At 37.9% G+C, this 13,650-nt stretch carries 30 protein-coding genes, 1 tRNA gene and 1 pseudogene; 2 read left to right on the top strand and 30 right to left on the bottom strand.

The genetic code is table 11. The features are described from left to right. Positions 1–167: 167 nt before the first annotated feature. From I6N96_RS08950 to I6N96_RS09095, 30 genes and pseudogenes are all read right to left on the bottom strand, one after another. A complete protein-coding gene (locus tag I6N96_RS08950) occupies positions 168–935 on the bottom strand; it encodes a hypothetical protein (protein WP_209557234.1) in 768 nt (255 codons plus the stop codon). Next, complete coding sequence (locus I6N96_RS08955; protein WP_209557235.1) at positions 928–2,163, bottom strand: phage portal protein; 1,236 nt, start codon at positions 2,161–2,163, stop codon at positions 928–930. Before I6N96_RS08955 ends, I6N96_RS08950 begins: the two co-directional genes overlap by 8 nt. Before the next feature lie 136 nt (positions 2,164–2,299). Further along, positions 2,300–2,638 carry an HNH endonuclease gene (locus I6N96_RS08960; RefSeq protein WP_209557486.1) on the bottom strand — a complete coding sequence of 113 codons (339 nt, stop codon included), beginning with the start codon at positions 2,636–2,638 and terminating at the stop codon, positions 2,300–2,302. A gap of 496 nt (positions 2,639–3,134) precedes the next feature. Next, positions 3,135–3,206 (bottom strand) — tRNA-Trp (locus tag I6N96_RS08965). A gap of 221 nt (positions 3,207–3,427) precedes the next feature. Further along, positions 3,428–3,856: a DUF722 domain-containing protein gene (locus I6N96_RS08970; protein ID WP_209557236.1), complete on the bottom strand. Its 429-nt coding sequence runs from the start codon at positions 3,854–3,856 to the stop codon at positions 3,428–3,430. A 21-nt stretch (positions 3,857–3,877) separates the two neighbouring features. Continuing rightward, positions 3,878–4,360 (bottom strand): hypothetical protein, encoded by a 483-nt coding sequence (locus I6N96_RS08975; RefSeq protein ID WP_209557237.1) that lies wholly within the window; start codon positions 4,358–4,360, stop codon positions 3,878–3,880. A gap of 76 nt (positions 4,361–4,436) precedes the next feature. Beyond that, positions 4,437–4,673 carry a hypothetical protein gene (locus I6N96_RS08980; RefSeq protein WP_209557238.1) on the bottom strand — a complete coding sequence of 79 codons (237 nt, stop codon included), beginning with the start codon at positions 4,671–4,673 and terminating at the stop codon, positions 4,437–4,439. A gap of 48 nt (positions 4,674–4,721) precedes the next feature. Then, a complete protein-coding gene (locus tag I6N96_RS08985; RefSeq protein ID WP_209557239.1) occupies positions 4,722–5,024 on the bottom strand; it encodes a hypothetical protein in 303 nt (100 codons plus the stop codon). Then, complete coding sequence (locus tag I6N96_RS08990) at positions 5,021–5,188, bottom strand: hypothetical protein (protein WP_209557240.1); 168 nt, start codon at positions 5,186–5,188, stop codon at positions 5,021–5,023. Before I6N96_RS08990 ends, I6N96_RS08985 begins: the two co-directional genes overlap by 4 nt. Before the next feature lie 143 nt (positions 5,189–5,331). Then, positions 5,332–5,607 (bottom strand): annotated as a pseudogene (locus I6N96_RS08995) (hypothetical protein); the annotation flags it as partial. 11 nt (positions 5,608–5,618) lie between these two features. Beyond that, complete coding sequence (locus I6N96_RS09000; protein WP_209557241.1) at positions 5,619–5,807, bottom strand: hypothetical protein; 189 nt, start codon at positions 5,805–5,807, stop codon at positions 5,619–5,621. Next, the gene (locus tag I6N96_RS09005) at positions 5,807–6,448 is read right to left on the bottom strand and encodes a DUF1642 domain-containing protein (protein WP_209557242.1); all 642 of its coding nucleotides are present in this window, start codon (positions 6,446–6,448) and stop codon (positions 5,807–5,809) included. The genes I6N96_RS09000 and I6N96_RS09005 overlap by 1 nt, the downstream gene beginning before the upstream one ends. After that, complete coding sequence (locus I6N96_RS09010; protein WP_209557243.1) at positions 6,441–6,737, bottom strand: hypothetical protein; 297 nt, start codon at positions 6,735–6,737, stop codon at positions 6,441–6,443. Before I6N96_RS09010 ends, I6N96_RS09005 begins: the two co-directional genes overlap by 8 nt. Then, positions 6,734–7,012, bottom strand: coding sequence for a hypothetical protein (locus I6N96_RS09015; protein WP_209557244.1), 279 nt, complete (start codon positions 7,010–7,012; stop codon positions 6,734–6,736). Before I6N96_RS09015 ends, I6N96_RS09010 begins: the two co-directional genes overlap by 4 nt. After that, positions 7,009–7,302: a hypothetical protein gene (locus tag I6N96_RS09020; RefSeq protein ID WP_209557245.1), complete on the bottom strand. Its 294-nt coding sequence runs from the start codon at positions 7,300–7,302 to the stop codon at positions 7,009–7,011. The genes I6N96_RS09015 and I6N96_RS09020 overlap by 4 nt, the downstream gene beginning before the upstream one ends. Positions 7,303–7,318: 16 nt before the next feature. Continuing rightward, positions 7,319–7,549: a hypothetical protein gene (locus I6N96_RS09025; protein WP_209557246.1), complete on the bottom strand. Its 231-nt coding sequence runs from the start codon at positions 7,547–7,549 to the stop codon at positions 7,319–7,321. A gap of 13 nt (positions 7,550–7,562) precedes the next feature. Next, on the bottom strand, positions 7,563–7,781 hold the full coding sequence (locus I6N96_RS09030) for a hypothetical protein (protein WP_209557247.1): 219 nt from the start codon (positions 7,779–7,781) through the stop codon (positions 7,563–7,565). Next, on the bottom strand, positions 7,774–8,304 hold the full coding sequence (locus tag I6N96_RS09035) for a Holliday junction resolvase RecU (RefSeq protein WP_209557248.1): 531 nt from the start codon (positions 8,302–8,304) through the stop codon (positions 7,774–7,776). Before I6N96_RS09035 ends, I6N96_RS09030 begins: the two co-directional genes overlap by 8 nt. 41 nt (positions 8,305–8,345) lie before the next feature. Then, a complete protein-coding gene (locus tag I6N96_RS09040; RefSeq protein ID WP_209557249.1) occupies positions 8,346–9,173 on the bottom strand; it encodes a rolling circle replication-associated protein in 828 nt (275 codons plus the stop codon). Positions 9,174–9,378: 205 nt separating this feature from the next. Further along, positions 9,379–9,618, bottom strand: a complete 240-nt coding sequence (locus I6N96_RS09045; RefSeq protein ID WP_209557250.1) for a hypothetical protein — start codon at positions 9,616–9,618, stop codon at positions 9,379–9,381. Continuing rightward, positions 9,611–9,835, bottom strand: a complete 225-nt coding sequence (locus tag I6N96_RS09050) for a hypothetical protein (RefSeq protein WP_209557251.1) — start codon at positions 9,833–9,835, stop codon at positions 9,611–9,613. Before I6N96_RS09050 ends, I6N96_RS09045 begins: the two co-directional genes overlap by 8 nt. Continuing rightward, positions 9,828–10,076 (bottom strand): hypothetical protein, encoded by a 249-nt coding sequence (locus tag I6N96_RS09055; RefSeq protein ID WP_209557252.1) that lies wholly within the window; start codon positions 10,074–10,076, stop codon positions 9,828–9,830. Before I6N96_RS09055 ends, I6N96_RS09050 begins: the two co-directional genes overlap by 8 nt. 47 nt (positions 10,077–10,123) lie before the next feature. Beyond that, the gene (locus I6N96_RS09060; RefSeq protein WP_209557253.1) at positions 10,124–10,342 is read right to left on the bottom strand and encodes a hypothetical protein; all 219 of its coding nucleotides are present in this window, start codon (positions 10,340–10,342) and stop codon (positions 10,124–10,126) included. Beyond that, on the bottom strand, positions 10,339–10,608 hold the full coding sequence (locus I6N96_RS09065) for a helix-turn-helix transcriptional regulator (RefSeq protein ID WP_430650137.1): 270 nt from the start codon (positions 10,606–10,608) through the stop codon (positions 10,339–10,341). The genes I6N96_RS09060 and I6N96_RS09065 overlap by 4 nt, the downstream gene beginning before the upstream one ends. Then, positions 10,580–10,771: a hypothetical protein gene (locus I6N96_RS09070; RefSeq protein ID WP_209557255.1), complete on the bottom strand. Its 192-nt coding sequence runs from the start codon at positions 10,769–10,771 to the stop codon at positions 10,580–10,582. The genes I6N96_RS09065 and I6N96_RS09070 overlap by 29 nt, the downstream gene beginning before the upstream one ends. A gap of 142 nt (positions 10,772–10,913) precedes the next feature. Next, on the bottom strand, positions 10,914–11,078 hold the full coding sequence (locus I6N96_RS09075) for a hypothetical protein (RefSeq protein WP_209557256.1): 165 nt from the start codon (positions 11,076–11,078) through the stop codon (positions 10,914–10,916). A gap of 13 nt (positions 11,079–11,091) precedes the next feature. Beyond that, the gene (locus I6N96_RS09080) at positions 11,092–11,388 is read right to left on the bottom strand and encodes a 50S ribosomal protein L29 (protein WP_209557257.1); all 297 of its coding nucleotides are present in this window, start codon (positions 11,386–11,388) and stop codon (positions 11,092–11,094) included. A gap of 11 nt (positions 11,389–11,399) precedes the next feature. After that, positions 11,400–11,648 carry a hypothetical protein gene (locus tag I6N96_RS09085; RefSeq protein ID WP_209557258.1) on the bottom strand — a complete coding sequence of 83 codons (249 nt, stop codon included), beginning with the start codon at positions 11,646–11,648 and terminating at the stop codon, positions 11,400–11,402. Positions 11,649–11,677: 29 nt separating this feature from the next. Next, complete coding sequence (locus I6N96_RS09090) at positions 11,678–12,220, bottom strand: hypothetical protein (RefSeq protein WP_209557259.1); 543 nt, start codon at positions 12,218–12,220, stop codon at positions 11,678–11,680. Between the two features lie 11 nt (positions 12,221–12,231). Then, complete coding sequence (locus I6N96_RS09095; protein ID WP_209557260.1) at positions 12,232–12,474, bottom strand: XRE family transcriptional regulator; 243 nt, start codon at positions 12,472–12,474, stop codon at positions 12,232–12,234. A gap of 182 nt (positions 12,475–12,656) precedes the next feature. Here I6N96_RS09095 and I6N96_RS09100 point away from each other — a divergent pair, with 182 nt between their 5' ends. Both I6N96_RS09100 and I6N96_RS09105 read left to right on the top strand, forming a co-directional pair. Further along, positions 12,657–13,109, top strand: coding sequence for a helix-turn-helix domain-containing protein (locus I6N96_RS09100; RefSeq protein WP_245186908.1), 453 nt, complete (start codon positions 12,657–12,659; stop codon positions 13,107–13,109). A gap of 38 nt (positions 13,110–13,147) precedes the next feature. Next, positions 13,148–13,627: an ImmA/IrrE family metallo-endopeptidase gene (locus I6N96_RS09105; protein ID WP_209557262.1), complete on the top strand. Its 480-nt coding sequence runs from the start codon at positions 13,148–13,150 to the stop codon at positions 13,625–13,627. Positions 13,628–13,650 lie beyond the last annotated feature (23 nt).

Here is a 13,650-nt window from a genome sequence, read left to right on the forward strand (position 1 = left end):
CGGAATAATCAATGTCTCGCCATCATCAACTATTACCTTTAAAAATTTAGGGTGGTTGACTACTCAATAATTGATCTGTTTGCTGCTGATCAATTAGGCAGATTACTGTGCTAAAGTTCCCTCCCTCATCGTTAGCACCTTTCCAAAAGCATAGCTCCATATACATATCATTGCCTCTCTTTCCTCAGATTCATTGTTTTTCTTTGCTTTATCTTTTCTTGCTGCCTTTTAGAACGCCATTCTTTTGTATGCGAATTTTGAATGCCTCGGCTATCTTTCGGGTTGTATTCCACTGTGCATCTGCAACGTTCATGCCTCCGGTAAATATCTGCAGGCTCTTCATGATAGTTATAAGTGCCAGCTAGTCTTTTACACCAATCGCACGCATGACCAGATACACGCCTTGTAATTTTCGGTGCTAACCCCGCCTCGAAATGAAAGTCAACATTCGTCCTAATAACATCGTCAACAACACTTTGGCTAAAATTTATAATTGGGTCATCCAAAATCCATTTAACAGCGTCGAAATCATTTTCACTCGCAACACGGTTAATAATTCCGTCTATTCTATCTTGATTTAATTCAGGCGCTTGTCCTTTAAGTCTCAACCCAGCTTCATGATTTAACTGAGTTTGAACATCAACTGCAAAATCAGAAATAAGACTATGATTATTCTTCATAGTCGAATTTAAAACTCTATCAGCGATGTTGAAATACATTTTCCCATCCGGCAACACATCAACCGTAATGTTTTTCGATAAAACATCAGCTAGTATATTACCGATTTCAATAGCGAAGTCATTGACATCCAAATAGCTTGCCTTTTTATTTCTCAATTTGTTGATTGCCATTTTCAATTTTTTACTGTCATAGGTACGTTGATTAAATTGTTCTTGAATACTCTCTAACAGCTCTGGAACAATGTCTTTATCCATTGCTACCAGCCCCTTTTATTCCGGTTAATTCTCTAATTGTTTCATCGTTTACATATCCCGGTACCGCTTGGTTCAATTTAGCTGCGCCATCTCCTATCAGCATTAATGAGCTTGCATCAGCCTCGAAAAGCGGTTCCCATTTTGTTTTAGTTTTACTAAATTGATAACGTAAATATGGTTGTTCATCTCTCAGACAAGCAGCGACATACGCAACATTCAACAATCCTGAACCCAAACTGCGTTGAGCTTTTCTTCCGGCAAGCCTTAAATTCTCATGGCTCGCTTTTATTGCTTCAACAGATGACGGATTATCGGAAACGAATCCCAAGTCATCCAATGTCAAACCTGCTTCTCCGGCGAATCCGGCAGCAGCTGTCTTGAGTTGTTCGGTAAAAGGTGTCATGCTTGGCGTTGTGAATTGTCCTAATTTTGGTATTGTTCCATCTTCGCTTTTTGTAAACTCTAACATGGTCGACACCGTCGCTTTCCATGTGTCCATCGGGTCTTTATCGATATCTGTACCCGTTACATATTTCTGTGGAAATGAATAAAACTCAGCTGTAACATCCGCTCGCTCTAACGTCCTTTTTGCATAGCTTTGATAATAAATGCCTGCTCTCGTGATTCGTGAACGCCCGAAAGGTCTAACTGCATCCGGTCGATGAATAACAGGTACCAGCGTCGGATAAGGTACTTTGTTAGCAATGTTTCCTCTTTCTTGCTTGTCGATATAATACGTAGTTTTCCCCGGAATAAAATGAGCTTCTAACGTTGGCTTCCCGTTTTCGTCTCTATCTAGCACTGCATAACCCTCAGACAATAATCCTGTGATAGGATCAATAATGCCAGTAGCGTTACTTGCTTCAATTACTTGTAATCTAACTGAGTCGTCTTCTCCTTTTGAAATATAAACAAAACTGCATGACGCTATCAATGTAGAAAGAACAACACTATCGAAAAATACGTCTGGGTTATTTTCGTTAAAAATCTCAGTTACTTCAAAATCATCATTCGCAAACTCTCTAAATACCAAACGATCCGCCAGACTGTCAACCCCTTTTGCACACCAGCCAAGCACCGCTTTGTATTGTTGCTTAATGTCCTCCGGTATCGTGATCCCTCTCGTGACTTCACGTTTTTTCATTGCATATTGTTTATATCTCATAGCCACTCTAGGTTCGCAAGAATCTAGCTTTTTACGCAGGTACTCAATACCTTTTTGCTCCATTTTTACAGCTCCTTCCATGTCGCACGAGAAAAAATGTACAGTGACGGCGTGAACCTCGGCTGCAAGCCCGGAGAGGGAGGTATCCCCCTATCCTATCGCTTTTTTCTCGTGGTTGTTGTTTTTTGTTTTCGATCATCTATGAAGAATAAGAAGACCAATCAATCGTTTGTGGTAAATTTCTATTACCTAATACTTTTGTCTGTTGTTCTTGTTGCTTGTTGTTAAATAGTTTGTCTGACTTCTGCCTGTTGCAAGTCCAGTGAGCTAACTGCAGGTTCTCTATAGCTGAGGGATGTCCACCTTTACTTACTGGAACAATATGATCCACTACTGGAGACATTTGATCAGGAGATTTTAATCTCTTATCTATCGGTCTGCCACAAATGCCACAAGTGTTTTCTGTCATAAGTAGACGCTTCTTATTCTTTTCGAATGCTACTCTATGCGCTCCTTGTCTATCAGCTCTCAAGCCAATCGCTCCCTCCTGCTATCTCTAGTAACCCTTGGGTATATAAAAAACCTCGGCTAGGAGGTCAGTTATATCTTTGCTTGCCACACTTTCTGCAGAAATAAGCCTTCCGGCTATTGTCGATGCCAAGGTACAAATATTCGTGTTTGCATCTCAACCGATTGATAAAAGACTTTCTTTTAGTTAGATAAAATAACCGTCTGTTCTTTTCTAATTCTTCTACATTCATTTCTTCCACATCCTATAAATAGAGAGTCCAACAAAACTCCATAACAGTAGCAAGCAAGATGAAGCTATCAAAATATTGATCATGTCTATTCCTCCTTCACACAAAATAAAAAGACCGCTACTTTAGCGATCTAATCAAACTATGTATTAACCGAATGAAAACCAGTAAACCATCCGATCCTCCGTCGAGGGTTTTTCTTTTCCGGATCAAGACTCTGGCATGACGTCTGTTGCCATATCCTGAAACGATACTCATTGTAGAGTAATTGGTTAACAAGGATAGTAGGACTCGAACCCACTCATACGGCTTTGGAGACCGTCGCTCTACCAGTTGAGCTATACCCCTTTGAATGCTACCTGCTCAGCCAGATAGCATAATGTGTAACGATACTGAGTCGTTTGCTGCTGTTTCTGTTTCCGCAGATAGCAGCATAGAAGAAACTTCATTAGACGATTATTTTAGTTTATTGTAAGTGTCTCGTTCTTTGATTTTCTCCTATATCTTAATATTCCACATTACTATTTTACTACGCTTTTTTCGTTAAAATGTACACTTAAAATACGAATTTATATATTTAGTTCCAATTCGATAGCCAACTTTTCAAAAAATAGATCTCTTAATTCATAAGCCTTCGTCCTTCCGCATTTAACCATTCTTAAGTCGACTATCAAATCCATAGTAGATCTTTTTCTGTACTTTTCCTTTTTCATATACAATTCTTCAATAATAATCTTTGCGTCCTCTTCTGAATCATCTAAAACTTTAGATATTGCTCTCTTATTCCTTTCAAGTCCCGCAAGCCGTTTATCTTGTTCAATAGTTATCATTAGATTGTCTTGATTGTCATAACTGGCTTTCGTTCCCTTTATGCCTTTATTTAAATCAGACTCACGATAAGGATACCGCAGCTCTTCTTCACGCTTTCTGATATGCTCGTCTGTCTCCGGATAATCCGCTAGGATATCCTTGATATAATTAAACGTTGATTTTTTCAAATCGCCAGTCTCCTTTCTTCTTTACATACCGCTTTGCAGTATCCCTCGTACAATGCTATTAACAGAATAATCTATGCCATCACTTAAGCTTGAGCTAATGTTATCTGCAACCAAAGGAGACATCATCTGCGTTGCGATAGTCTGGCTCATTCTTTCCTCAAGTAATTTCTTCACTTCACTATATAGCTTCCCTGTAGGAACGAAGTTGAATTTGTATTTCTCAAAAAACAGATCGTTAGACATTCGAAAGAAGTCTAGCGCTAATTGGAACTGCGGATATCCTTCAAAGTACCCATATTTCGCTTTATAGTGTTCCACAGCGAAGTCTTTGATAGTAGCTATATTTTTAACTTTCTCTCGTACTTCTAAAGCTGCTGTTTTTGCTGATTCTTGATTTGTCTTTCCTATACATATCCTCAATATTTTTTCTAATGCTAACGTCTGATCCAATTCATCGCCCAAGGCTTCTAATGCTAGTGTAGCTATTCTAGATAATCTATCCATTCATCTCTTCCCCTCTCTATGCGCTACATACACAAACATGGCAATAATACCTAAAAGCAACACTGCAACGAGTATGCTATAGCTCATTGCGTTTCACTCGTTCGTTTAGTTCTGCGTTGATCACATCCATGATGCTTGCTTCTTTTTCGAGCTTTACACCACACATAGGACAGTAATTAATTTCTACTAATGTTCTCTGATAGTCATTGTCAACAACCAGATCATTTCCCTCTACCCAAACGTAACCTTCAAAATCCTTGCTTTCTTCAAATGTCACAATGTATTCTTTTTTCTCGCAATACTTACAGCTCATTCTACCGACCTCCTCAAGTAATATACGCAGTATTATAGTAAAGTCATTTTAAATAAATTGAATCAATACCCATCCAACTATCAAGAAAGTTAGATTTGCGGATATTGAATGAATGAGAATGTCTTTCGTAGTTCTTTCCTGCTGTTCTTTAGTCGGAGCCTTGTAAATAATGAAATCCGCTACTAGGCAGATCGCCAGCGTTTGAACAGCGCTCAATGTCCGAACATCAAACAGTTGCACGATTATGCTATTCCATAAGTGCTGCCCTACATAAGCAGTCAACACACCTGATATCACTATTGCTGCTGCCAGAATAAATACATCGATCCATCCTTTTTCTTGCTTCTTCATCCCTCGACCTCCTCAGCAGCTGCTTCAAAATCCTTTATGATATATCTATAGTTCGAGTCTAAGCCTTCGTTACTCATTGATAGAATCACTGTAGAGCAATAGCCTATCAGCCTATCTTCTTTGAAAATCGGCGTCTTTCTCGCTTCTTCTTCCTGTTCTGTCATTGTCAGTCCTCCTCCATCATCGCTATCCACGATCCCATTGGCACTTTACCGCTAGAGATCATTTGTCTGATTTTCTGTTCTGACAACCCGGTAGCAGCGATTGCTTTAGCTATTTTAGCTTCCTTGATTTCGAACTCGGAGCTTTCCTCCACTTTTTCGTAAGTTTGTTCAAAGATATCTGGCTTGCATGGGTAAATCTCGCCTTGAACACCTCGAATGATATAATCTCCTGTTTTAGCGGTCATAACACCTTCTAATGTGCTAATCTCACACTGCGCTGGATTAGCATAGGTTTTCCCGAAATTGCGAGTAATAATTTTATTTGCAGTTACGGCATCCCAAAACCAATCTTCTGTAACCATTCCTCTATCATTTAATTGAAACGCCTCAATCACTACTGGTTTCTTTCTGTATTTCATGTCTATTCCTCCTAAAATTTCTCTAAGCGAATTTCTACCGTACCGTTTGAGTCAGTCTCAATTTCCTTTATTTCCAGTTCGTCAAACGGAAACTCCGACAGCATATTTGCATCTACTTCTGCAAGGCTGTATTTATCAAAGTTACTAACTATGACAGTTGTGTTAGGTTCTAATACTTCTAATAAGTGTTTTACTTTCATTATTGTTCCTCCTCCACTTTCACAGCAAACTTCATATAGTTGTCTCCCATGTGTTTTTTGATTTGTTGCTCGGTATAGGCTTCACGTGCCTGTTCATCATCCGTCCATTTGAAGGTCGTATATGGATCATGTGCGAGAGTCAATTTTTCGACTAGATAGAATCCTGTCAGCTTATCAAAAACATAATAAAGCTGCTCCTGCTTCACTGTGTAACCAAAATACCAAGCTTTCGCATATATATCTTCATTATCCAAATACCATTCGTCTACATCGCCAGTTGTCATACTTGAAACAGATACATCAAAAATTAAACCTTTCTTTTTATGATCCTCTATCCATTTTGCTATGAATACAGGAACCTCAACAGGTTTGCTTGCTTCTTGCAACGCTTCCCAAAGGCTCGGCTTTAATCTTTTCGAAGTGAATGTTCTGACTGCTGATTCTACTTCATCCATCGTGGTATTAGTTACTACTGCCAAGGCAAGAAGGTTATCGTACTTCTCGGCTTTATTCTGCAGCTCTTCCTGCTCTACTTCTATCTCTCTCAAGTAATCTATCAGATCACTTTTCAATTTAGGGCTGATAACCCCTCGTGGAATCAATCCCTCTAGTAGACTTATCTTTTCCTCTACCTTAGACATTTCTAACCCTCCCTAGCTCGTCATTCAGTTCTAAACAACGTCTGCTCAAACTGTCTGAACGATCTTTATGACGTGATACGTCTTTTTCTAACTTCAGTTTGACCTCTTCTAATTTGCGAATAAGCTTGTCTTGCTTCTCAACCTCTGCCTGTAGATCGTTTGATTCTTCTGCTAATCCGTCCAGTAACTCAGCATTTTGCTTTTGCTGTTTCCTCAAAGTTTCTTCCACATGCTTCAACCGATCGATTTCAGCACATGCCATTAAGTATTGCTTCTCTAAATACTTCATTTCTCAGCCTCCAAACTCTCTAAAAATTCTTTCATACGATCAGCAGCTGACTTTACGAAGTCACATCTTTTGTCAGTTGCTCCAACATACTCCCCATCAATTACTTCTCGGATTTCGTGCCTGAGTTTTTTATCCACCACTTCAATTCTTGAAATCTCGATAGCGCGTATGTCATTTTCATCAAGGTATCTCCCAATATCATCGATTCGCTTATCCAATCGTTCTAACTCTGCAAGTTCATCACGCATAAAACTGAATATTTTCATTGGGTTCATTCTGATACCTCCAAGTTTTTAAACGGTACTACTGTCACATTATCTAGTTTCCCTATTAAATATTCGTCTGCCTCATGAGTTGAGATGATCTTAACTACTGCAGACTTTTCGTTAATATACAGGACTTCGCCCCTAAATGGATATTTCCACGAACCTCTTTTGCATGAATCACATTCATATATTTTCCCGACTTCAACATTTCCATGTTTCTGTTTTCGTTTCTTTATTGGCATGATGTGTAATGCCCCGCTAGACCAGTTAGGTTCTGTAATGGTACTAGGTTTTTTCATGTCATTTCCTCCCTTTTCAACTAAAGTAATTTTTAGTAAGCAGGTTAATCGCTTCATCTGATACTTCATAAACACGAGTTTCGAACCTATCCACTTCCTTAGCCAATCCTTTTTTTGCAAGATCATCCCAAACGGCGCTAGTCCCTTGCACTTGCTTCTCGTTTTGCTTCAATTTTCCTGCGCTAGTAAAGTGCAAAGCGGATTTCAAAGCTCCCAACTCCGACATAGTTATATCTTTCATTTCCATAAATTTTCCTCCTTCAATAATTTTTTATCCGAATCCACCCTGTTCTTGTTCTATTCTGACAAAGCAAGCGTAAATCTTTTGATAGCTTCATGTAGAATGTTCCCCGATCACAACCGAACTCAATCAACGTCACTCGTTCGCCATTATCATTGATAGGCACCGTGGATAGGAAATCTAAATTATTCTTTTCAAAATAATCACTAAGTAGTATTCTCGCTATTTCCTCAGTCATTGCATATGAACGCCTCCTGCTTGTCGATAAACTCGACTATTCTATTTACATCCACATAGTTTAAAAATTGAATGGTCGATGGTGTATCTACCTGAAAAACTTCGGCTTCTTCTTCTGTGATGTACTTTCGCCCATATATCGTTTTCATATTTGACCATATAGAAAAGGGAATGAAAGCCGCCGTCTTATTGATCAGTACGCAAACTCCCGCAACAGCTCCCATTTTTTCATATTCTGCCAACTGCTTAAACTGTGTAGATGACAATCGATCCTGATTCATCCTTTTCTCAGTCGTTGCTTTAGACTCGAAAATGACTGCACGACCATCATTTAAAACTCCTTTAAAATCGCATTGAGCCTTTTCATGTTTTTGAAACTGGACGATAGCACGCCCACCAGCTTCTTTTTTAATTATTTTGCAAGGTTCCGGCGTTTTCTCAATCAGCGCTCTCCCTCTCTTTTTATAGGTGGCGCATCCAGCCAATATCATTTTCTCGAAAGCATCCCCTTGCTGATTATTCATTCTGCTTCTGTAACTCCTTTGTGGATCTTTCTTCTTTGTGTTCATCCCTTGCTCCCTTCATCGTCTCCGGAATCACGCCACGCTCTCAGATAAATATGCCATCCTGTCAGCTCATAATATTTACATTCGATATGTGTGATTCGATAATTTTTATATTTGCGACGGAAAAACTCTTCTCCGCCATCATTACTGATTGCTAAAGCCTCTATCTTTCTTTTCGAATAATCTTTGTCGTGATCATCTTTAGACAAGAAAGGTCTGTTCAAATTTCTACTAGCTGACCAGCGCCGTTTTCCTTTCTTCCATCTGCTTTGCTTTGTAAAATAGGTTGCTAAAGCTGCTATACCTTCATCTCCCGTTTTAACAATAGACATATGGACGATTCCAATTGACTCTTTCTTCTTCCCTCTACCTTTCGACCAAGAACTATCTAGTGTGATCATAGTCAATGTATTTTTTATAATAATGTGATGATGAATATTTTTGATAGCTTTTGTTTCTTCATCTTCTGAAAACTCAGTAATATAGATATATTTTATTGGTGGCGACTTCTCTTTTTTCGCCTGATATCTCAATTTCTCTAAATAGTTCTCCATATCTTTTTTTGCTTGCTCTATAGTCAATGGTTTATATTTAGGTTTATAAGTTAAGGTTAAATAGATATCCCCTTTTTTAAAATTCCCCTGAAACAACCACAGAAGATGCCTTCTGCTATTCTTATCATTTAAATTCTGTTGTGCTGGTCTGCAGACTTCTTTTTTCCTCTTCCTTGATTTCTTTACTGCTATTTCTGCTGCTGCTGTTCTCGGTATGAGATCTATTTCCACATAGTTTCCAGTTTCTATCGTTCGTTCTCTAATGAATGACATTTTAACTATCCTCACTCTTGCACTTTTTTCTTTCCGGCTAAAGATAATACCTATTACAAGCCGCATGAAACGCCGATTTCTCAACGTTTCTGATTGAAAAACTTCATCAAGAATGATATAATTGATTCATGAGTAATTGTCTTTATCGTTCTTGATGAAGATAACTGAACCTTGTTGCCAGACAAGGTTTTTTCTTTTACCTTTTTTAAGTCATTCTCGGCAGCTTTGCTCCGGCGATTGGTCGCCATATCCAATTACCTGACCGACTTTCCCACCAATATAAATGATTGTTCTCAATTTTGAACCTTTTATTCGATCCGGCTATTTGCACCTGATAGACATAGTTTCCGGAAGCCTTCTCTTCTTGTTCAAGAATTACCCCGCCTTTTAAAGCAAAATATTTCTCTGCTGCTTGCTTTTGATTTTCACTATATCTGTTACTCATAGTCATTTCTCGAAAGCCATGTTTTTGCAGCGTCATCCACTTGAAAAGCCAACGTACTAATGCAATATTTGCGTCCTTCATTTTCATATAAATGCCCATTCATCATTTTCAAAAGCGGTTCAATGTGTCCCTGACAGACTTCGATATAAAATTCATTTGCTGATATTTTCGAAACGTCGCCTTCATCCGTTTCTACCAAAATATTCCTTTTATCCATTCTCTTCCTCCTCGTCATCCAATTGATAATTATTACTAATGAACTCTACGATTTTTTCATGCATTTCATCGTTAGCTATAAATCTAATTTCAATTTCTGTTTGATCCTCTTCAAAGTAATTGACAGGGACTATTTCATTAAATACAGCAAATCGATCCCAAATCGCTTTTTGTAGTTCCCCACACAAAACCCTTCCAAAACTAGGTTCGATATAAAGTGCAATTATCCGGCATTTTTTCATGTTTTATCGCTATCCCTTCTGTGTTATAATTTACTTAGTTAATTTTCTCAATGGCTGGACTCGTTGGCAGACGATCCGGCTTCTTTTTTTGTTTTTTTAAGTAAATCAGTATAACCATGTACCGTGGTTATACGCTCACCAGTTGTTAATACAACAACAGCAGCTGCATTGGGAAAATTAAAGAGCTTTTTTATTTCGACAATTTGATTCAGTGGAACTTTTTTACTCTTCACCTTATTATTTTCTATAAACGAAATTTCTATCATTCTTTTATCTCCTTAAAAGCAAAGATTTTCTCAATAGGTACCTCAAAAACATTTGCAATGTTATTAGCAAGCAGCAGAGATGGATTGTAACGATTTCTTTCTAGCTGAATAATCGTTTGGCGTGTGCAGCCTACTTTGTCAGCTAATTCTTGTTGCGTCATTCTCTTCATTGCTCTGTATACGTGTACTTGACTATCGAAACTTGATTTTCTTTTTGACATTTCCTTTTCCTTCTTTCTAATTAACTTGTTTTCTCTTTTTTCCATCAATGATTATCGCTGTGTCTGGATGATTCATTATCCCGATTGCAGTCCACACTAAAACCGTCAGCAATCCCAATAATAGCGAGGCTCTAAACGATAAGCCGGAAACGATCATTAAACTTACATCCGGCAAAGCCTTGATAAATCTTTTCTTTATTCTGTTCATTTCTCTATCTCCCGTCTGTAAAGGATAGATGCAACTAGCCAAACAATCAGATAAACTCCGGCAGCTATATACTGCAAACTCGCTAAATTTACAGCGGCTATCAATAGAAGAATGCAGCTAGACACCACAAACATGTACTTCATCAGCTCACTTCTTTTCTTGATGCTGACTCATTTATTTTTGTCTCCTGCATCTCGTTTGCATCCTTCTTTTTGACTATAGCCTTTACTTCGATGCCGAATCTCCGGGAATAAATCCCAGCAAGAGCATCAAATAAATCTTGAATATTCTTTTCGCTCATTCCCATGATTAAGCCCTCCTTATATCGCAGATTTAATTTCCGGAAATTCTTCCTTGAACTTCAACCAATTCTTTTTTGCACCAGAATGCAGCTCATTATGATTGTTGATGACATCTGATTCTTTGATTGTTTCAAGCCCTCGTAAAAAATCGCGATCTATATAGATCTGGTTTTGTGAGCCAAAAACACTCGGATTATCGTAGTACCTCAATCTCGTTTGAAATCTATCGCCAATTTTTGAAATGACTTTAATTAGGCATTCCTCTCCATCTTCTTCAGTAACTTTGAATCCATACGCTAATAATTTTTCTTTCATCATCTTTCCTCCTAATAATCTATTTCATTGTCTTTGATGTTCAGCCCGTCCATCAGCTTTTCTATTGCGCAAAGCTCTGAATCTGCAGCGATTCTTTTATTCTCCGCCATATCATCAATCCGGCACTCGTACGAGGCTGATTTCTCGATATTTAGTTCAAAAAACCTTTCTCCGATTGCGTCAATTAACTTTTGTTTCAGTTCAGGATCTGAATGAACCATAAACGAAAGCGCCTCGATCTCATTCCATTCCATTTCCATTTATCGGAACCTCCATATAAATTACTCTTCTACACTGGATATGTTGGTGTGTACCAACTCATTGAATTTCTTTTTCCGATTAACTTGAAATTATTCATAATGAAATCGTCTTTTTCTTTTTGCGACATTTCATTAAATTTATCGGCGTAACGCTCGCCCAACACCTCAATTAGCGTTTCGTAGTGATGGGCAAATCTAGTCTTACGCTCTACTCTTGTGTTTAGGTCTATTACGCTATACTCATATTTGCCGTACCCTTTTAGCGTGTACTCCCAAACTTTTTCTTCGAATCTCGGCATTTTAAGAACAATTTGAAACATTCCCGCAGACTGTTCTTCAGTAGGTTCGAGCAAGAACTCTTTTGATTCTTTCCCAAAATAGTTTTCTGCAATTTGGTACAATTCATCATTTGTTAAGCTGTCTTTCCCGTCATACAGAAGATCAGATAAAGCAAATCTAACCGCTTTTGTATGTTCATCGTTTCCGTGGTAATGCTTTTCGTGATGACGTTGAAGCATAAACCTGATAAGCCAATATGGATCAACAGTGAAATGTAACGTTTGAGCCGTCATTACGTTTCCTCCTATGCGGTTTGTTTTGTATCTTTTAAAGATACAAAATTATTAAAAAAAATTTCGTCTACCTCTTCTGCTGATAAACTATACTTTTCCTTAATCGTTTTGATTTCTGTTTGCGTAAATTCTGACCCTTGTCTTTCGTTGATCTTGCTAGAAAGAGTCTGTGGACTAATTCCGATTGAAGCTGCAAGCGAGTTCTGCGTGTCATTGTTTAACACAATAACCGACTTTAGTTTAATCTTATTCATTTTTACACCTCCCAAATTTTTGTATCTTTTTAAGATACTTTTATTCTATCATCATTTTCCTGTATGTCAACAGTTTTTGTATCTTTTTTTTCAACAAGTTATAATTTACTTGTATTGTATTCAAATATATGCTACTTTTAAGATACAAATTAAGAGCAAAGGGGGACACCGAAATAGAAACTATGGGCGATAGAATTAAGCGCCTTAGAATTGAACAGGGCTTAACTCAAGAAGAATTGGGTAATAGAGTTGGTTTGAAGCGTGCTGCCATCAATAAATACGAAAAAGGCAATGTTGAAAATATGAAGCGATCTATAGTAGAAAAGATGTCTTCTATTTTCAATGTATCGCCTAGCTATCTAATGGCTTTAGAAGAACCTGAAAATAATTCAGATATCTTATCAACCTACAACAAACTCAATAAAAAGAATCAACAAGCCACATATGACTTTGCGAAAGAACGACTCAGGGAACAAGAAACCGGAGAGATTCGAGATTTCTATTCAACACGCAGAGTAGAGACACTCGCAGCACACTCAGACGATCCAAACAAAGAATATACAGCAGAAGACATCGAACGCATTAACCGGCGACTGGACGAAATAGACCGGAAGCACGGTAAAATCAAAGATTAATAATTTTTCCCCAAAATATTATTATTGAAGGTGTTTTTATGAAGGCAGATAGTTACGAAGATTTACTACGTGAAATTACAAAAGAAGTAGAAGTTTATGAAGATGACCTGATTAGTACGATAGGCGACACTGGTTATTATAGAGATAATACAATTTATATCGAAAGAACTCTTTCTGAATCAGACAAAAGAGAGCGTCTTTACGAAGAGTACGGGCATCATCGTACTACTATAGGAATTATCTTGGATCAATCAAAAACAATGAACAGGCAACAAGAACGCAGCGCAAGGACTTTCGGGCAAGAACTAGCTTTATCATTAGATGACATTATTAATTGCTACCGGAACGGCATAGAATACTATTGGGAGTGTGCAGAATATCTCGATTTTTCTGAAGAGTTTGTTTACGAAGCTGTTAAAGCTCTCAAAAACAAGCTAGGGGAGATTATTTACTACAAAAATTACATAATAAGGTTTGTCACTGAAACCTTATTGAATATCGAAACAAAAATAGGCTAATCAGTCTTGATAAAGGAGCTAAT

The organism is Enterococcus larvae (assembly GCF_017830045.1).
Lineage (GTDB): Bacteria > Bacillota > Bacilli > Lactobacillales > Enterococcaceae > Enterococcus_L > Enterococcus_L larvae.